Raw genomic sequence first — 18801 nt, 5'->3', positions numbered from 1 at the left:
ATGTTGCAATTAGTATTTTGAGTAATTTTGATAGAACCTAACACCTCATTAAACAGCTGGTTATGAGTAGAAATCATTTCTGCCATAATATAAAATTGACTGTAATTTTAATTCTAAAATATAAAAATCATGAATGTACCTTATGTTGTAATACCAATAGCACTAGGTGTAATCTGTGGGATTTTAGGTTACATACTAGGAAAAGTTAATTCTAAGAATGATAATTCTCTCTCAACTGCTCTTCAAGCCGACTTAGATGTTTGCAAAGCTCACACGAGAAATTTGAATGCAAGAATCTTAAAACTTGAAGCTGATCTTGCTGTAAAAACTAAAGCAACTGCTCCCGTCGTAATTCCTTTTGAACCAGGATTGGCAGAAAATGCTTTAGGTAAAAAGATAAAAGAAAATGACCTCAAAATAGTAGAAGGAATTGGCCCTAAAATAGAGTCTTTATTTGTTGAAGCAGGAATAAAAACTTGGCAAAATCTATCTCAAGCTTCTACCGAAAAGCTACAGTCAATTTTGGATGCAGGTGGAGAAAATTACGCTATGCATAATCCAAGCACTTGGGCAAAACAAGCACTAATGGCTTATCAAGGAAAGTGGAAAGAATTGAAAGATTGGCAAGATAGTTTGTTGGGAGGAAAAGAGTAAAAGACACTAAGTTTCTAAGTCTCAAAAACAAAAGTTGAGATTTAACAAACTTTAAGATGTCATAAAAAATCTTAGAAATTTGACCAATTCTTAGAAATATTATACCAAAGCTGGCCTTTTTTTACTTCAAGAGGGCAATCTATATTATTAGTATATAAAGCTCCAGTTCCTAAACCTTGAGGCATATCTGAATTCAAGGTAAATGTCCATTGTGCGATAGCGTTCAATCCTATATTGCTTTCTAATGCAGAGGTTATCCACCAGCCTATATTATACTTTTCTGCCAAAGTGATCCATTCTTGCGTACCACGAAAACCTCCAATAAAACTTGGCTTTAAAATAATATATTGCGGTTTTATTTCTTGCAGTAATTTTTCTTTTTCTTCTAATGAAAATACACCCATAAGCTCTTCATCTAAAGCAATCGGAAATGGTGTCTGTTTGCACAACTGAGCCATTTCTGCAACCTGTCCTTTCTTAATTGGCTGTTCTATGCTATGAAGCTGAAATTTATTCAATTTATTTAATTTATCTAAAGCTTCTGTTGAAGAAAAAGCGCCGTTGGCATCTACTCTAATTTCTATTTCTTCTGGCGAAAAATAACTTCTAATAAATTGCAATAACTCCAATTCTTTGTTGAAATCGATTGCTCCAATTTTAAGCTTTATACAGTTAAAACCATCGGCTAATTTATCTTCTATCTGCTGTTTCATAAAAGCAGATTCCCCCATCCAGACTAATCCGTTTATAGCTATTGAACTTAAATTAGTGGTAAAATCTGATGGAAACAAAATATATGGATTTTCGCTTTTAAGAGATAAAAAAGCCATTTCTAATCCAAATTGTATAGAAGGAAATTCTAGCAATGCATTCCATAATGCGTTTTCTCCCAAATGGATATTTTCGCAAGCCCATTTTAATTTTTCTTCATAATCTGGACGATCGTCAGCACTTAATCCACGTAATATTCCACATTCACCGATTCCTTTTTTGCCATTTTCTTCCAGTATTATAAACCAAGTTTCTTTTTCGGTCATAATTCCTCTAGAAGTTCCAGATGGACGTTTAAATTCTAGTAAATATTTATTATAAGATGCTTTCATTTTTTTTAAGATGCTAAGATTCTAAGTACTGAGATGTTAAGTTTAAAAAACTTTAAATAGCTCTGCACCAGTAAGTTTCTCAGTTATATAATTTTAAGATTTTTTCAAAGTCTTTTGAAGGCAGACCCGCTTTTTCAAAAGCCTGAAAATCAAGTTTTGTTTTAACAATCCAGCTTAAACTATCGGTTACGTTTTGAGTCTGATATTTTTTGTAAATTGCTTTGGCCGCACTGTAGTCATCACTTACTAAATAAGTATGTGCTAAGTTTAATTTGATTAATAATTCTGTATCATCAAGTTTCTCGCCTTCTTGCAGAACTTTTAAAGCTTTTGCATATTGTTTGGTCAAAATATAACAATAGCCTAAATAACTGTAATCTACAGCTGTTGCTTTTCCTTCGCTTACAATGGTATTCAATTTTGGAATTGCTTCGTTATATTTTTGCGTCTTTATTAAAGAAGCTACCTGAGTTCTTAAATCGTTGAATACGTTTTTAGATATATCAGCATCTTGATAACAGCTGTTTCCAAAATCTTTATAAACTTTCGTTTTTTCGACAGCCAATAATTTCTGAAACTCATCATAGCGATATTGCTTCATAATTTTATTTAAAATACAAACGCAAAAATCATCTGAGTTTGCCATTTTTTGTGCCATTGTAGAAGTTTTGCACAAGCTTATAATTTCGTTTTTGTTGTCTTGATTCCAACCGCGATTTAGTTTTGTGTCTACCCAAGGCACTACTTCTAAGACCACTTTTTGGCTCAACAACCAGTTTTTGCTTTCAAAGCCAAACCAAATGGTATTAATATTTTCTTTTAAGCAAGAAGATCTGTTTACAGATAATCGTTTAGCATCTTTACTTACAGGTTCTGCTTGAGAATAACAGGCATTGTCAATTTTACCATCTGAAATATACTTTTTAGCATTTTCATTAGATGTAAAAATCGAATAGGTGCATTTATCTTCTCCAGAAATTTTTGACATTAAGAAAACCGCACCTGCAGAGCCTTGGCTTATACCTGTAGGGTCTGGAATGGCTTTTAATACCGAAACCAAGCTATTGGCCATTTCTTGGTTTTTATCTAAAAGTGTAATTCTGTATACAATTTCTGTAGTTCCAACTGGTAAATCTTCCGTTGGTATAGCAATTCTATCGCGTGCGGGAACCATGATTTCTTTAGTTGTTGCACGTTCTTTGTCCCAATAACCATCTTTTTGTGCAAAAGCGTTATAGGAAGTTACGATAAATAGTAATAAAAGGATTTGTTTGAAAGTTGTATTTTGTGATGATGCTTTAATTGCCACAGATTTCACAGATTAAAATGATTTTTACTTTAAAAAACTTTAATTCAATTAACATAGATTATGCCAAATAACTTTCTTATGGAATTGAGTGCCCTAGCCCCGATAGCGGCGATATCCTTTTGTGGCGGGGTTCGCCACAAAAGATATAGCGTATAGCGGGATTAGCTTCTTCCTTCGACTCCGCTCAGGATGACAATTATAATTCGATCGAATCTCCTATAGGTAAAAGCATTAAATCTTTTCCTTTATCGAAAAATTTGCGAATTGCTTCTTCATGATTGATTTCAATATAACCAAAAGTATCATAGTGGTATCCTAAAACTTTGTCGCATTCTACAAAATCTGAAGCGATAATAGCATCTTCAACATCCATTGTAAAGTTATTTCCGATCGGAAGAATAACTAAATCTAGTTTTGTGCGAAGCGGAATCAATTTCATGTCGTAAGTCAAAGCTGTATCTCCAGCGATATAGATGTTTTTATGTTCGCCTTCAATTACAAAACCTCCAGGATTTCCTCCGTAAGAACCGTCAGGAAAACTGCTTGAGTGAATTGCATTTACATATTTTACTTTTCCGAAATCAAATTTCCAGCTTCCTCCGTGATTCATTGGATGCGAATTGAATCCTTTTTTAGCATAATGGCTTGCAATTTCTGCATTAGAAATAATAACTGCATTTGTATTTTTTGCAATAGCTTCAACATCCAAAACGTGATCAGCGTGTGCATGCGTCAATAAAATATAATCTGCTTTGATAGTGCTCAGATTGATTGTAGCGACTTGTGGATTTCCGGTAATAAATGGGTCTACAATAATGTGTTTTCCTCCTACTTCAATTCCTAATGAAGCGTGTCCGTAGTATGTAATTTTCATTTTGTCACTTTTTAAGTTAAACATTGTTTTATCTTCCTCCTAAAAAGAGGTTTACAATAATGTCTGAAATCAAAGAAATCATGCATACTGTAAGTAATATAGAAAGCAAGAACGTGCTTAATGCTAGTTTTTTTAATTCTGGATCTAATAATTTTGGATCTTGATTTTTGTAAACCGTGATTAAATGTTTGGTCAACGGGATATATGCCAATAAAAACAAGTATTGGTCAAAGTTATAATCGCTTAAAATAGCAAATACAACCACCAAAATCATTGCTGTAATAATCAAGAAGAAGTGGTAATTTTTAGCTTTTTGAGCTCCAATTTGCACTACAATAGTGTTTTTACCCGATTTTTTATCAGATTCCTGATCGCGCATATTGTTAAGATTTAAAACCCCAACACTCAATAATCCGATTGCAACAGCTGGAAGAATTAAAAGCGGTTCTACTTCTTTTGCATATAAAAAGTTTACGCCCAAAGTACTCACTAATCCGAAGAAAATGAAAACAAATAAATCTCCAAAACCTCTATATCCGTAGGCAGAATTACCAACTGTGTAGCGAATTGCAGAAATAATAGTCGCGATTCCTAACAATAGAAAAAAGATTGAATACCCGAAATTGTCTTTTCCGAATGCAAAATAAATTAATATAATTGCAGATAATAAAGTCAAAAATGAAGTAATAATAATGGCTTTTTTCATTGCTTGAGGGGTAATTACACCGCTCTGAATAGCACGTTGTGGCCCTACTCGATCAGCATTGTCAGTACCTTTTACTCCATCGCCATAGTCATTTGCAAAATTGGATAAAACCTGTAATCCCAGTGTTGTCAATAGAGCAAAACCAAAAACTTTCCAGCTAAATACTTCTGTTGGAGTGTTAATGGTTTCTGTTGGATTTGATAAAGCGTAAATACTTCCAACTATAATTCCGGAAACTGATAAAGGTAATGTGCGCAATCTTGCGGCTTCAATCCAATGTTTCATTATTTGTTTTGTTTTTTTAGTTTCAGGTTTCAAGTTTCAGGTTCTTAACTTGAAACCTGATACTTGAAACTATTTTATAACTTATTTATGGTAACCACTTATTTTCGCCGAAGTTTGGTTTTCTTTTCTCTAAGAAAGCATTTCTACCTTCTTTAGCTTCTTCGGTCATGTAAGCTAAACGAGTGGCTTCTCCTGCAAAAACTTGCTGTCCAACCATTCCGTCGTCTGTTAAGTTCATTGCAAATTTCAGCATTTTTATAGATGTTGGCGATTTTTGAAGAATTTCTTGTGCCCACTCATAAGCAGTAGCTTCTAACTCATCATGCGGAATTACAGCATTTACCATTCCCATTTCAAAAGCTTCTTGAGCAGAATAATTTCTACCTAAAAAGAAAATTTCACGTGCTTTTTTCTGACCAACCATTTTAGCTAAATATGCCGATCCGTAACCGCCATCAAAACTAGTTACATCAGCATCTGTTTGTTTAAAAATAGCATGTTCTTTACTTGCAAGTGTCATATCGCAAACTACGTGCAAACTATGTCCGCCACCTACAGTCCATCCTGGAACTACTGCAATAACAACTTTAGGCATAAAACGAATTAAACGCTGTACTTCCAGAATATTCAAACGGTGCTGTCCGTCGTCTCCAACATATCCTTGATGTCCGCGTGCATTCTGATCTCCACCACTACAGAAAGAGTAAACTCCATCTTTTGTTGAAGGTCCCTCAGCAGAAAGTAAAACAACTCCAATTGAAGTATCTTCTTGTGCATCGTAAAAAGCTTGGTATAATTCTGAAGTAGTTTTTGGACGGAATGCATTTCTAACATTTGGTCTGTTAAAGGCTATTCTCGCTACTCCATTGCATTTTTTATAAGTTATATCTTCAAATTCTCTGGCTGTAATCCAATCCATTTTGATTTTTTGTTTAAAATAATTATACGGTAAAAATAAATCATTTTTACTACTTTACCTACTCAATCAGTCTTAAGTCTTTACTAAATTGACTTCTAATGTTAACAATTGGTATTTACCTACAAAAAATAACATTTTTTAACATTAGTTTAGAAAAATAATAATTAATTTTACACCCTAGAAATCAATGAGATACAAACTATTTCAAAGATTTTAGATTGATTTTCTTTCACTGATTTATTAACCTAAAAAATGATTTTTTTGAGAAAATTTAAAAAATTTGTCGCTCATTTTTTTAGGGTTTTAAGTAACAAACCTCAATTAAAAGAGCAAATGATTTATGTGTTTGTCGAAACTTCAAAAAGAAAAAAGTAACACCTAAGGTTAAATGTTAGAATTGTCTATTAATTAGTATAGAAATGATAACGAAAAGAGGAAAAAAGTACTAATTCACAACTTTCTAAAAGTTATATTATAAAACCAATGGATGAGCCGTGAAATTCTCTTTTTTTGCTTTTAAGATAGGTGCATTGATTATTTAAAAGACATACCGTCAATGGGACGATTTCTAAAATTCGTAAAGCTATTGTTCTGAGATGGATTCGAATTATTTTATTTCTGTTTTTTTTTAATTACAATTTTTTTTAAAACTGAATAAAAAGCGAAAGGCTGCTTGTAATGAGCTGACCTTTTGTGTTATAATAATTTTGCTAGCGCAAAATAAATTTCAATATTTTAAACTCCAAATTCCAAAAGGCTAAAGTCAAATTATAGATTTCAATTATCAATTGGAATTTCCATATTAGAATTTCTCAATTTTTATTCTTTTACAAGATATATTCCATCTTCTTTAATTTCAATCAGTTTTTCCTTGTATAAAGATCCGATTGCTTTTTTGAATGATTTTTTACTCATTTTCAAAACAGTTTTAATATCTTCTGGATGAGAATTATCGTTTAATCTAAGAAAGCCTCTACTTGCTCTTAGCTCGCTTAATATTTTTTCGGCATTTGGTTCTATACTCTCAACACCTTGAGGCTGAAGCGCAACATCTATTTTGTTATCAGGACGAATGTTTTTAATATAGCCACGCATTCTATTTCCGGTTCTTATCGAATCATCATAAACTTCGTCTTTGTATAAAAGTCCTTTGTGGCGCTCGTTAATGATGACATTGATCCCCATATCGGTAATATGCGAAACGATCAAGTCGACTTCTTCTCCTTTTTCTACTGTTAACTGATCATTGTTCAAAAACTGATTGGTTTTGCTGGAAGCTACCAAACGATTAGTTTGTTTGTCCATATATAGATAAACCAAATAACGTTTTCCTTTTTCCATCGGACGCGCCTGTTCTTTAAACGGAACCAAAATATCTTTTTCCATTCCCCAATCCATAAAAGCACCAACATTATTGATGTAATTTACTCTCAAAAGAGCAAATTCATTTAATAAGATATACGGAACTAAAGTTGTTGCAACTGGTCGCTGTTCGTGATCTAAGTAAACAAAAACGATTAATTCTTCACCAATTTCAAATACTTTTGGAACATATTTATTTGGAAGTAAAACATCGTGAGTTCCATCAGGATCATTTTCAGGATCACCTAAAAACAAACCTACTTTGGTATCACGTAATATAGTTAGGGTATTGTATTTTCCTATTTCTAGCATTTTAATGTATTTCTAAGCAGTACAACTGCTAAGTTTCTGAGCCGCAAAGGTACGAAGTTTGAAGCGGTACTATGAAATTAATTTAACAAAACTTATACTGTAGGCAAAAATTAAAAAATCCCTTTATAGAATTGGGTTATAAAGGGATTTTGCGATGTGCGAAATTTAATTATTTAAACACGCTTTCTTTTTTAAAGTGCTGGGTCAGTAAATATTTAGTGAATAGCACCAACGTTACAGCCAAAAAATGATTAATAAGCATATTAACAAATATCTAACTTCAATTTAGTATAAAAATTTAAAATACTCTTTTAAGATTTTATCATTTTCAAATGTTGGAGTAAATATTTCCAAAATGCATGGAACATCATTAGAATTATACAAAGATTCTATTCCATTTTCTAATGACTGGACATCTTGAGTCACAAAGTAATTCAATCCGTACATTTTTGCTAGATGTTCGGCAGTCAAGCTATGTGACGTCTCAAAATAAGTATTGAAAACAGGTTTTTCCTGATGTCCAGGTAAAATCCTAAAAATTCCACCTCCTGCATTATTAATTAAAATAATTTTGAAGTTTTTCGGGATGTAAGAATTCCATAGCGCATTGCTATCATACAAAAAGCCAATATCTCCAGTAACAAAAACAGTTTGTTTTTCGTTTCCAAGCGCAGCACCCACTGCTGTAGATGTACTTCCGTCAATTCCACTCGTTCCTCTGTTACAGAAAACTTCAATAGAATCATCAATATCAATTAATTGCGCATAACGAATGGCAGAACTATTGCTAATTTGCGACAAACTGTTTTTAGGCAACGATTGTATAACTTTTTCGAAAGCTTTAAAATCTGAAAACTCAATTTTACTTAAGTATTCCTTTCTTTTCTCTAATCTTGCTTTATAAACGGTATCAATGTTTTTGAAATAATTGCTCTTTACAAATACTGTTTTTGAAAATAGATCTTTAAAGAAATCATTTGGCTGCATTTCAAAATGTTTTGTCAAAGCGCCAAACGTATCGTAAGCACGTAAAGTATCAATATGCCAATGATGTTTTGGTTTGTATTTTCTTAAAAAACCTTTAATTCTTTTTGAGACAACCATTCCACCAAAAGTCACTAAAACTTCTGGATTAAATTGTTTAAAATCAAAATCATCAAAAGGTGTAATTAAAGTATCTATTGAATTAATAAAACTCTCATGATGAAGATTTGAAGTAGTTTCTGTAAGTACAACAACTGAAGGATCTGAGGCTAGATTTTCGATAATTTCTTGATCAATACTATTGGCTTCGTTTACTCCAACTAAAACTAATTTTCGCTTTGTATTATTCCAAACCGAAACAAACTCGTTGCTGTTTTCTATAATTTTTGAAAAATTTACAAACTCAAGATTTGTGATTTTTGGCTTTACAGAAAGCTCTTCTGTAGTTTCATATAAAGGCTCTTCAAAAGGCGCATTGATATGAACTGGACCTTTTTTAAGAATAGCTGTTTCAATGGCTAGATTGATCTTTAAATCATTCTCTTCTGAAGCTTCTTCTGTTAAATTGGCATTAAAAACAGAATGATTGGCAAAAACATTTTCCTGACGAATGGTTTGTCCGTCTCCGATATCAATTTTGCTCTGCGGACGATCAGCAGAAATAACAATCAAGGGAATCTGGCTGTAAAATGCTTCTGCAATAGCCGGATAATAATTTAATAAAGCTGATCCTGAAGTACAGACAACTGCTGTTGGCTGTTTGGTTTGCTGGGCAATTCCTAATGCAAAAAAAGCGAGACATCGCTCGTCTGCAATACTGTAACAGGTAAAATTTGGATTTTGAGCAAAACCAATAGTTAACGGTGCGTTTCTAGATCCTGGAGAAATTATAATATTAACAATGCCTTTGGCAGATAAAATTTCGATAATGCTTTGTGCTAGCGCTATTTTGGGGTAAATCATTCCGGTCGTGTATTACTATTTTTTAAAGAAAAATCCTGATATAATTTTTCTTCATCTTGCTTACAAAGTTACAAACTTCGCACTTGATTTATATTATAATTAGGAATATATTAAGGCTGTTTCTCAAAAAAGGGAATATATTTGTAAAATCGAATAATTAATAAAAGCCAGACATAATATGCGTTTCTTATTTATACTATTTTTATCTATTACTTTTCAAACCATTACTTCTCAGAATCAATTTGTTCCTGTTGATGTTCCATATAAAACGGCCTTAGAAAGTGCTAAAAAAGAAGGAAAACCTCTTTTTGTAATGCTTTATGCCGATTGGTGCCCACATTGCAATTTAATGAAAACAGAAGTTTTGAGTGATCCTGCTGTAATAGATTTTTTGAATAAGAATTTTGTCTGCACTTACAAAAACATTGAAAAAGAAGAAGGGATTGCTTTAAAAGAGAAATTCAACACCAAATCGCTTCCTACTTTTTTATTTATCGATAGTAACGAAACTTTAATTTATGCTTTAAAGGGCGAATTAAAGAAACCAGAATTTCTTAACGAGCTTAATAATGCTTTAAATCCCAAGATGCAATTGCCTCATTTAGAAAAACAATTTCTTGCCGATCCTAGCAATTCAGATAAGTTCTTTTATTATTTAAATACTTTGAGAAAAGGAAAAGATAGAACGGAGTTGTCAATACCAACGCATATTTATTTGAACACACAATCTGACAAACAATTAGTTAGTGAGTTAAACTGGCGTGTTATTGCAAATGGTGTTACTGATATTAAATCTCGAGAATTTCAATATGTTTTAAATCATCAGAAAGATTTTGCCGCGGTAGCTTCTCAAAGTCGTGTTGATCGTAAAATTGAAAGTATTGTAAATGAATTACTTCGACCTTTGGTTGACAATTTAGATACTGTAAACTACTATAAACAAAGAGAAGTTGCAAAATCAATTCGATTGCAAAAGACAGATTCTTTAGTTTTTAAATATGATTTGACATTGGCAGAAAGAACCGAGAAATGGGATTTTTATAAAAAAGTAACTCTTGAAGATACTCAGAAATTGGTTTGGAATGATGCTAGTTTCTTAAAAGACATCGGAAACACTTATTTTAAGCATATTAAAGACGCAGAAAGTTTAAAAAAAGCTATCTCTTGGGTAGATCGTTCTCTAGAATTAAATGACTCTTACGACGGAAATTTACTTGAGGCCAAACTTTATAATAAATTAAAAAATAAGAAAAAAGCTTTAGAATATGCCAAAAATGCCAAAGCAATAGCCAAAGAAATGGACTGGAATTCAAAGGAAGTAGACGTCCTATTAGCTGAACTCAACACCAAATAAACGACAACAATTACCAATGAGCATTATATTAAGACCTGCAACACCAAACGATTTGCAAAAGATTTTAGAAATTGTAAATCATTCTATTTTGCATACAACTGCTAATTACAGTTATGAAATTCAAACTTTAGAAGTTCAGACCAAATGGTTTGAAGATAAAACAGCTAAGAATCTTCCTGTAATAGTAGCCGATTTAGATGGCGAAGTGGTTGGTTTTGGAAGTTACGGACAGTTTAGAGAAAAAATTGGCTATCAATATACTATTGAGCATTCTGTATATGTTGTTGATAACATTATAGGAAAAGGAATTGGCTCTAAACTTTTGACAGAATTAATTCGTTTGGCAAAAGAGCAAGGTTATCATGTTATGATTGGTGCAATTGATGCCGATAATGCAGGAAGTATTGCTTTTCATGAAAAATTCGGATTTGTTGCTACAGGCACAATTCGTGAAGTTGGATACAAATTTGATCACTGGCTCGATTTGGTTTTTATGCAACTTATTTTAGTTTAACAGCAAAGGACGCGATGAATTACGCAAAGGACGCAAAGTATTTATAACCCTGTACCTTTGAAACTTTAGAACAAAAAAAAGCCCAAATTTGAAGATGCAAATTTGGGCTTTTTTAATGTTTTTTAGCTTTTAATCCAATTAATTACTTCAGGTTCTGTAACTAAAGTTTTTGGTTTAATTACTTTAACCAATTCACCTTTTTCATTGATTAAGTATTTTTGAAAATTCCACTCTACTTCAGAATCTTGCAAGCCATTTCTAGATTTTTCGGTCAAGAACTTATATACTTCGCACATATCACTTCCTTTTACTGAAACCTTACTCATCATCGGAAAAGAAACTCCGTAATTCTGTTGGCAGAACGTTTCGATTTCTTTATTTGTTCCTGGTTCTTGAGATGCAAAGTTGTTTGCTGGAAAACCAACAATTACAAAACCTTTATCTTTATATTCTTTATAAACTGCTTCTAAATCTTTGTACTGAGGTGTTAAACCGCATTTTGAAGCAGTGTTGACAATCAAGATTTTTTTGCCTTTTAAAGAAGCAAAGTCAAAAGTGTCTCCTGATAAATCTTCAACCTTAAATTGATAAATTGTTTCTTTTGCCATGGTTTTATCTTTTTTAGATAATTTGTTTGTACTGGTTTGAGCATTTAATCCTGTCGCAGACAAAACTGTAGCTCCAAATAGTATAAATAGTATTTTTTTCATCGTATAATTTTTTATAAAATTAGCTAAAATCCATTTTACAAAAACTATTTTAAGGCTTTAATTTTTGCCAATCAAAAGTTAAATAAAAAATGAAGCCTAACGTTAATCAGACGTTAGGCTTCCCCCCATACAAACAAATCAAACCATGAATTAATTATTATGCAATCTTTTATAAATTATAGTTGATGACTCGGTTGTGTTCGAAAATTTCTTTCCCCCCAATATGTCAAATGGCTTTCAAAAAAATCTTTAACTGGCTTGTATTGATGTAAATTTAAATCCTAAAATATCCGAAAGACATATTAAAAAAATCTTCGGTCTGGAAGTCCGAGTGCATCAACTATTCAATATCTTTTGTTTTCTCTTTATTATCTCAGCATTTGCCCAGCATTATTACTGCTATTTGGCAAAATGTCTTTTAAAAAATCCTTTTCAGTAAAATCGATCAACGTCAAAACTGTTGTTAATCCAACTATTAATATTTTCATTATTATTTTGCTATCCATATTCTCTATAATAATTTTATAACAACAGCTTTCTAAATTTTCTAATTGGCTTTTTGCTTTCTATAAGATCATTCTGACCTTATAAAATACATTTACGTAATAGGATTGTTTTTGGTTTTAAAAAAAGTGAAAAAAAATGCACTTTTTTTTAAAACCCTTTATTTTCTTAGGGTTTTGGCTATTAAAAAAAATAAAAAATATCAGAAAAAAATAAATTATCTTTATAACAGTTAGCGAATAACATCTTAACTTTTAATGTTTAAACTTAAAAATCCAAATCTATGAGTCAAGAAGAACTGCTAGTTTTAATTTACAAAAAAGACGAAAAAGCTTTTACGCATTTGTACGACATGTACTCAAAAAGTCTGTTTTCTGTCATTCATGTGTTAATCAAAAATCGAGAAGAAGCAGAAGACGTGCTTCAAGATGTTTTTGTCAAAATCTGGAAAAACATTGACACCTACAATGAAGGCAAAGGCCGATTTTATACTTGGATCTTAAATATAGCCAGGAATACCTCGATAGATAAACTTCGTTCTAAAGACTACAACAACAGCCAAAAAAACCTTTCATCAGATAATTTCGTAAATCTCTTAGACGAGAGCAATAAATTGAGTCATAAACTTGATGCAATTGGAATTCAGGAATTTGTAAAAAAACTAAAACCAAAATGTATCGAAATAATTAATTTATTGTTCTTTAAAGGATATACCCAGCAAGAAGCTTCAGAAGAATTGGCACTGCCACTGGGAACTATCAAAACACAAAACAGAAACTGTATTAACGATTTACGTAATTATTTGAAGATATAATGGAAGCACAAGAATATATAGAATCAGGAATTTTAGAGCTGTATGTTTACGGTCTATTAAGTGAAAAAGAAAATCTCGAAATTGCCGAAATGGCAAAAAAGAACCCAGAAATGGATCAGGAAATTATCTCGATAGAAAAGGCTGTCATTGCGCTTTCTTCTAGCTTCTCTCCTTTCCACTCTGTAGAGAATTTCGAAAAAATTAAAGCTCGTCTGGAACTTAAACACGGAAAAGTAGTTGACATGAAACCAGCATCAAACTGGTCGCAATATGTAGGCTGGGCTGCGGCAGTGCTATTGCTTTTAGGGTTAGGATATCAGACTTTAGAATTGACAAAAACAAAAGAAGCGATTTCTACTGTTGGAAATGAAAAGAACAAAATTCAGCGCGAATATGCCTTTTTAGATCAACAGAATAAGCAAACCGAGAAAAACTTGAGTATTGTTAGAGATATTAAAAATACTGGTGTAACTCTTGGCGGTCAGGCTGTTTCGCCAACTTCTTTTGCAAAAGTATATTGGAATAAGCAGACTAAAACCACTTATATCGATGCGGCAGGTTTACCAGCTCCTCCAAAAGGAATGGTTTATCAGGTTTGGTCTTTAAAGTTAAGTCCTGTTCTTACACCAACAAGCATTGGTTTATTGGATAATTTTGAAGGAAATTCTCAGAAAATTTTCGCTGTAAATCAAACCGATTCTGCAGAAGCATTTGGAATTACTTTAGAGCCAGCTGGTGGAAGCCCAACTCCAACAATGACACAACTTTATACTTTAGGAAAAGTTTGAAATTAATCTTTTATAAAAAGCTAAAACGCATATTCAGAGTAATATGCGTTTTTTTATTATTTTTAATTCACCAAAAACCAATTTATGAATGCAAACTTACTCTTGAGAATCGCAATGGCGATTATTCTCCTCACCCATTCTGTTTCCGGAATGTTTAATAATGGCATTAATGATTTTGGAAATCTTTTTCTCAATCAAATTGGATTTGCTCCTTATGGTGTGTTTCTTGCTTGGAGCATTAAATTGTCGCATGTAGTTGCGGCAATTCTTTTATTGGTTAATAAATACATTAAACTTGCTGGTTTTGTAACCATTTTTGTCCTCATAATGGGAATTGTTTTAGTGCATTTTAAAGAAGGCTGGTTTGTTGTAGGCGGTGGAAGAAATGGTGTTGAATATAATTTTCTACTGATAATAGTATTATTGGCTATTATGTATCCTAATGGCGTCAAAAAAAATAATTTATAAAATCAATACCGAGCTCTAATGGAAATCATTTGCAAAAATTGTCATCAGATTTTTAAAGGTCATTATTGCAACAACTGCGGTCAGACTGCAGAAACGCACAAAATTAATGCTCATTTTTTATGGCATGATATTCAGCATGGTTTATTGCATTTTGATAAAGGCATTTTGTATTCTTTGAAACAATTATTTACCAGACCTGGGCATTCTATCCGAGAATTTATCGAAGGAAAAAGAGTTCATCATTTTAAGCCTTTATCTTTGGTTGTGGTCCTTGCAACGCTTTATGGTCTTTTATATCATTACTTTCACATTAATACTTTTGAAGCGGCAAAGACCTCAAATATCGATTCTGATTATATAAACGAATGGTTTGCCACACATTTTTCTTGGGTTACAGTAGGCTCAATTCCTATTTATACTATTGGCACTTATCTTGTTTTTAGAAAACAGGGGTATAATTTTGTTGAACTATTTGTACTCAATACTTTTAAGGCGGCTCAAAGAATATCTGTACAATTAGTAACAATGCCGGTATTGATTTTTCTAAATCATACTTCACATATAGCACAGTACAACAATGTAATGTATGTTATTGGCATTATTTTAATCTTTTGGACAAATATGCAGTTTTTTAATAAAATGTCTAAAATCAAAGCATTTTTCTTAACTCTGTTGAGTCATCTTATTTTTCTAATTTGCTTTTTTCTAATAACTGCTATTGTACTTCTCCTCTTTGGCAAACTTTAAAATTTGATATAAAAAAAGGTTCAACATCATGTTGAACCTTTTTTATGAATTAATAATTATTGTAAATTATTTATTTCTTAACTTTTTTAGTTTTATAGTATTTACGGTACTTTGGATAGGTTACCGCTCCAATTATAGAAATTGTAATCAAGCAATAGTAAATCCAGTTTAATGAATGTGCTTCTCCACTTGCATAAGAGTGTAAACCTACTAAGTGGAAGTTTACTCCATAGTACGTAAACAAGATTGAAACAAAAGCATACATACTCATTAAGTTAAAGAACCATTTTCCTCTTAAGGCTGGAACAAAACGAGCGTGAATTACAAAAGCATAAATCATAATCGAGATTAAAGCCCAAGTTTCTTTTGGATCCCATCCCCAGTAACGTCCCCAACTTTCGTTTGCCCATTGTCCACCTAAGAAGTTTCCAATTGTTAGCATGATAAGGCCAATAGTCAGAGCCATTTCGTTAATGTAACTTACTTCTTTAATATGCAAATCCATTTTGGCTTTATTTTTATCATTTGTAAAGAAAATCAATAATAGAGCAACAAAACCTAAAATCATTCCTAACGCAGTCGGACCATAACTAGCTACGATAACTGCTACGTGAATCATTAACCAATACGAATTAAGAACTGGCTGTAAGTTTGCAATTTCTGGATCGATCCAGTTCATGTATGCCGCCATTAAGATCATTGCTGTAACAAATGCAGATGAAGCTACTGTAAGTTTCGATTTTCTATCAAAAGCCAATCCAAAGAACATCGTAGACCAAGCTACATATACAATAGATTCGTACGCGTTACTCCAAGGTGCGTGACCCGAAATATACCAACGCGCAATTAATCCAACGGTATGAAGTGCAAACAATAATCCGATAATAATATGAAAACCGTTTACAGTAAATCTTAGCCATTTTTTCTCGAAAAAAATATTAAGAATCGTAAACATCAACATAAAGATAGATGCTGTAATGTACCAATATGGCAATACTTTGAAAACATCATATTTGTTGTAAGCAATCTCGGCATCAATTTTATCTTCGCTTGGTCTTACTTTTGCTCCAAATTTCTTTTGGAAACCATTAATGCTTTCCACCAAGTTATCGGCTGTATCAAAGTTTTTCTGGATAGAACCATTATTTAGCGCGCTAAAGTATAATGGCAGAATTTGTTTTACGTAAGTAGAATCCATTCCTTTAAAACCTGCACTTTCACGTTCTAAATAAGAAACCCATTTATGATTTGGATCATTCGGAACTGGGAAGATTTTCAAAATGCTTCCGCTCAATGCTGATTCCATTAAGTTTACCTTTTTATCGGTTTCAACAAAATCTTTCTCGAAATTATTTGGATTTGCGGCTTTGTAAGCTGCATCTAAATATGGAGATAATTTGTAGTTTCCTTGTTCGTCAAAGAATTTTACAAAAGGAGCGTATTGATCTTTAGAATCAATTCCGATAATCTTACGGATACTATCATTTCCAGATTTAATATATATTAATGGAATCTGAATCCAAACTTGTGCGTATTGTGTCATAGACAAGAATACCTGATCTGAATTCATTCCGTTATACGTATCACTATGACTTACTTTTCTAAGCAATTCAGATGAAAACGTATTAATTGGCTTCATTCTACCTCCAGCATCCTGAATAATCAAACGTCCAAATTTTGCTCGCATGAGATTCTGGTGCTTTATATATACTTAATAACGAATCTAACTGTTTTTTACTTGGTGGTGCTGTTACGTGATTCGCATGATCATTTGGATCTGCAGAATGCGCGTGATCGTGATCATGAGAATGAACATGTGGACTCTGCTGCGCAAAACCAGTTAAACTAATCATCAGAATCAGAATCGTAATCAATTTTTCTTTTTTCTTTTGAATAGCTTCAAGTTTACGTTTCAAATCACCAAAACGAGAATGTTTAGTAAACATAATTGCCATTAAACCAATATATAAAAGGAAATATCCGAAATAAGTAATGTTTGTTCCCCAGAAATCGTGATTTACAGATAAAACAGTTCCTTTTTCGTCTGGATCAAATGAAGACTGGAAGAAACGGAATCCTTTGTAATCTAAAACGTGGTTCATAAAAATATCTGCATCAAAAGTTTCTGTAGAGTCCTGAACAGTTACTTTACTTTTAAAAGCAGAATAACTTTTTTCTGTTCCTGGATATTTGTCAGCAATAAAATCGTTCAAACGAACTTTAAATGGTAAAATGTAAGCTTTACTTCCGTAGAATAAAGAATATTCTATATTACCAATTTTAACTGTTTTAGCTTCTCCAACCTGACCTTTAGAACCAAAAACCATTACTTCTTTTTCTTGGCCTTCAGCCTTTACTTTAACCACTAAAGCGTCAGTATGAGATTTTGCTTTAAAATCATTATTTGATTCGTACTCTACTTTTCCTTTCATTGGAGGCTCTGGAAATACAATTCTAATATCTCCAATGCTATATAAAGAACGCATCATTAAAGGCTGTACATTGTCTTTTGTAACTTTTCCTTTAAACTGATCTGCCATTCGCATAAACTCCCCTTCAAAAGGAGTCTGGATCGTATATTCTTTTCCAGTTGTATTAATGTTAATAGCACCGTCTGTCTGTTTATTTAAAGCAAATAAAACATTATGAATATTCTGAACTTCACCTTCTTTCAAGTAGTGTTCTTCTCTTCCTCCCGCTCCAGCTTCGACTAATTTAAGATATAAAGTTCCGCTTGGATCCGGTTTTACCACTTCTTTAGCTCCCATGATATAGTTTGAATAAGTAACTTCAAAAGGAGTTTCATCAAATTTTCCTGAAATAGTAAAATCGTTGTTAGTAGCAGGAGATAACAAAAGATTTTTTTCAAAAACTCTTCTTTTCATTTCTCCTTTATATTCACCGTCTGCAAAAATGGTTAAAAAGGTTTTATCTGAATAAACTTGGTTTTCTGCCGCGCCTTCGCGAATTGGCATCATTCCTTCGTAACTGATATATCTAGTAATAAAAGCTCCTAAAATGATAAAAACAAAAGCAAGGTGCAACAAAAGTGTTGCCCATTTTTCTTTTTTATGCAATTGGTATTTTTTGATATTTCCGAAGAAATTGATCATAAAGATGGCCATAATCGCTTCAAACCACCAAGTATTGTAAATTAGTATTCTGGCTGTATCGGTATTGTATTTACTTTCGATAAAAGTTCCAACACCCATTGCAATTGCGAATGTTAAAAAAAGAACGGCCATTAAACGTGTAGAAAACAAAAAGGAGAATATTTTTTTATCCATTTCTTAGGGATTACATTGTATAAAAGTGCGACAAAAGTACTTAAAAATGTTGATTAGCAGGCTTTGGCTTTTGTTAATAAAAACCAAAAATAAAGACTATTTTTCAAACAAATTGATAATATATAAAGTTTAAACTTACAAAAC

The 18801-nt window shown here is 32.2% G+C and carries 15 protein-coding genes and 1 pseudogene; 7 read left to right on the top strand and 9 right to left on the bottom strand.

All coding sequences use genetic code 11. The annotated features are described in order from the left end of the window. Positions 1–129: 129 nt before the first annotated feature. The gene (locus P5P87_RS03820; RefSeq protein ID WP_278021626.1) at positions 130–654 is read left to right on the top strand and encodes a hypothetical protein; all 525 of its coding nucleotides are present in this window, start codon (positions 130–132) and stop codon (positions 652–654) included. A 71-nt stretch (positions 655–725) separates the two neighbouring features. On the opposite strand, the gene P5P87_RS03815 is transcribed toward P5P87_RS03820, so the two are convergent. The 7 genes from P5P87_RS03815 to menD all read right to left on the bottom strand — a co-directional run bounded on the left by P5P87_RS03815 (position 726) and on the right by menD (position 9471). Continuing rightward, entirely contained in the window at positions 726–1757 is a 1032-nt protein-coding gene (locus P5P87_RS03815; protein ID WP_278021625.1) for an o-succinylbenzoate synthase, read from the bottom strand. 79 nt (positions 1758–1836) lie between these two features. Further along, positions 1837–3075, bottom strand: coding sequence for a tetratricopeptide repeat protein (locus tag P5P87_RS03810; RefSeq protein ID WP_278021624.1), 1239 nt, complete (start codon positions 3073–3075; stop codon positions 1837–1839). 187 nt (positions 3076–3262) lie between these two features. After that, entirely contained in the window at positions 3263–3940 is a 678-nt protein-coding gene (locus P5P87_RS03805) for a metal-dependent hydrolase (protein WP_278021623.1), read from the bottom strand. Positions 3941–3968: 28 nt separating this feature from the next. Then, the gene (gene menA / locus P5P87_RS03800) at positions 3969–4931 is read right to left on the bottom strand and encodes a 1,4-dihydroxy-2-naphthoate octaprenyltransferase (protein ID WP_278021622.1); all 963 of its coding nucleotides are present in this window, start codon (positions 4929–4931) and stop codon (positions 3969–3971) included. Positions 4932–5016: 85 nt separating this feature from the next. Then, the gene (locus P5P87_RS03795; RefSeq protein WP_278021621.1) at positions 5017–5850 is read right to left on the bottom strand and encodes a 1,4-dihydroxy-2-naphthoyl-CoA synthase; all 834 of its coding nucleotides are present in this window, start codon (positions 5848–5850) and stop codon (positions 5017–5019) included. Positions 5851–6669: 819 nt separating this feature from the next. Further along, positions 6670–7524 carry a CvfB family protein gene (locus P5P87_RS03790; RefSeq protein WP_278021620.1) on the bottom strand — a complete coding sequence of 285 codons (855 nt, stop codon included), beginning with the start codon at positions 7522–7524 and terminating at the stop codon, positions 6670–6672. Between the two features lie 285 nt (positions 7525–7809). Next, entirely contained in the window at positions 7810–9471 is a 1662-nt protein-coding gene (menD, locus tag P5P87_RS03785) for a 2-succinyl-5-enolpyruvyl-6-hydroxy-3-cyclohexene-1-carboxylic-acid synthase (RefSeq protein WP_278021619.1), read from the bottom strand. A gap of 178 nt (positions 9472–9649) precedes the next feature. Here menD and P5P87_RS03780 point away from each other — a divergent pair, with 178 nt between their 5' ends. After that, positions 9650–10825 (top strand): thioredoxin family protein, encoded by a 1176-nt coding sequence (locus P5P87_RS03780; RefSeq protein ID WP_278021618.1) that lies wholly within the window; start codon positions 9650–9652, stop codon positions 10823–10825. 16 nt (positions 10826–10841) lie between these two features. Further along, positions 10842–11339: a GNAT family N-acetyltransferase gene (locus P5P87_RS03775; protein ID WP_198855592.1), complete on the top strand. Its 498-nt coding sequence runs from the start codon at positions 10842–10844 to the stop codon at positions 11337–11339. Positions 11340–11461: 122 nt separating this feature from the next. On the opposite strand, the gene P5P87_RS03770 is transcribed toward P5P87_RS03775, so the two are convergent. Continuing rightward, a complete protein-coding gene (locus P5P87_RS03770) occupies positions 11462–12049 on the bottom strand; it encodes a glutathione peroxidase (RefSeq protein WP_198855591.1) in 588 nt (195 codons plus the stop codon). 787 nt (positions 12050–12836) lie between these two features. On the opposite strand from P5P87_RS03770, the gene P5P87_RS03765 reads away from it, so the two are divergent. From P5P87_RS03765 to P5P87_RS03750, 4 genes are all read left to right on the top strand, one after another. After that, complete coding sequence (locus P5P87_RS03765) at positions 12837–13367, top strand: RNA polymerase sigma factor (RefSeq protein ID WP_198855590.1); 531 nt, start codon at positions 12837–12839, stop codon at positions 13365–13367. Then, on the top strand, positions 13367–14155 hold the full coding sequence (locus P5P87_RS03760) for an anti-sigma factor (RefSeq protein ID WP_278021617.1): 789 nt from the start codon (positions 13367–13369) through the stop codon (positions 14153–14155). The genes P5P87_RS03765 and P5P87_RS03760 overlap by 1 nt, the downstream gene beginning before the upstream one ends. An 84-nt stretch (positions 14156–14239) precedes the next feature. After that, positions 14240–14623: a DoxX family protein gene (locus tag P5P87_RS03755; RefSeq protein WP_278021616.1), complete on the top strand. Its 384-nt coding sequence runs from the start codon at positions 14240–14242 to the stop codon at positions 14621–14623. 18 nt (positions 14624–14641) lie between these two features. Beyond that, a complete protein-coding gene (locus P5P87_RS03750; RefSeq protein ID WP_278021615.1) occupies positions 14642–15370 on the top strand; it encodes a DUF3667 domain-containing protein in 729 nt (242 codons plus the stop codon). Positions 15371–15440: 70 nt separating this feature from the next. On the opposite strand, the pseudogene P5P87_RS03745 reads toward P5P87_RS03750, so the two are convergent. Then, positions 15441–18657: pseudogene (locus tag P5P87_RS03745) on the bottom strand (cytochrome c biogenesis protein). Between the last annotated feature and the right edge of the window lie 144 nt (positions 18658–18801).

The sequence above is a fragment of the Flavobacterium ginsengisoli genome (assembly GCF_029625315.1).
GTDB lineage: Bacteria > Bacteroidota > Bacteroidia > Flavobacteriales > Flavobacteriaceae > Flavobacterium > Flavobacterium ginsengisoli.
The sequence above is the reverse complement of the archived record's forward strand: the minus strand, read 5'-3'. Positions and strand labels throughout refer to the sequence as shown.

Bases quoted from the DNA above. Each gene is read 5' to 3' on its own strand.
- P5P87_RS03820 (WP_278021626.1), top strand. From the start codon at position 130: ATGAATGTACCTTATGTTGTAATACCAATAGCACTAGGTGTAATCTGT.
- P5P87_RS03815 (WP_278021625.1), bottom strand. From the start codon at position 1,757: ATGAAAGCATCTTATAATAAATATTTACTAGAATTTAAACGTCCATCT.
- P5P87_RS03805 (WP_278021623.1), bottom strand. From the start codon at position 3,940: ATGAAAATTACATACTACGGACACGCTTCATTAGGAATTGAAGTAGGA.
- menA (WP_278021622.1), bottom strand. From the start codon at position 4,931: ATGAAACATTGGATTGAAGCCGCAAGATTGCGCACATTACCTTTATCA.
- P5P87_RS03795 (WP_278021621.1), bottom strand. From the start codon at position 5,850: ATGGATTGGATTACAGCCAGAGAATTTGAAGATATAACTTATAAAAAA.
- P5P87_RS03790 (WP_278021620.1), bottom strand. From the start codon at position 7,524: ATGCTAGAAATAGGAAAATACAATACCCTAACTATATTACGTGATACC.
- menD (WP_278021619.1), bottom strand. From the start codon at position 9,471: ATGATTTACCCCAAAATAGCGCTAGCACAAAGCATTATCGAAATTTTA.
- P5P87_RS03780 (WP_278021618.1), top strand. From the start codon at position 9,650: ATGCGTTTCTTATTTATACTATTTTTATCTATTACTTTTCAAACCATT.
- P5P87_RS03775 (WP_198855592.1), top strand. From the start codon at position 10,842: ATGAGCATTATATTAAGACCTGCAACACCAAACGATTTGCAAAAGATT.
- P5P87_RS03770 (WP_198855591.1), bottom strand. From the start codon at position 12,049: ATGAAAAAAATACTATTTATACTATTTGGAGCTACAGTTTTGTCTGCG.
- P5P87_RS03765 (WP_198855590.1), top strand. From the start codon at position 12,837: ATGAGTCAAGAAGAACTGCTAGTTTTAATTTACAAAAAAGACGAAAAA.
- P5P87_RS03760 (WP_278021617.1), top strand. From the start codon at position 13,367: ATGGAAGCACAAGAATATATAGAATCAGGAATTTTAGAGCTGTATGTT.
- P5P87_RS03755 (WP_278021616.1), top strand. From the start codon at position 14,240: ATGAATGCAAACTTACTCTTGAGAATCGCAATGGCGATTATTCTCCTC.
- P5P87_RS03750 (WP_278021615.1), top strand. From the start codon at position 14,642: ATGGAAATCATTTGCAAAAATTGTCATCAGATTTTTAAAGGTCATTAT.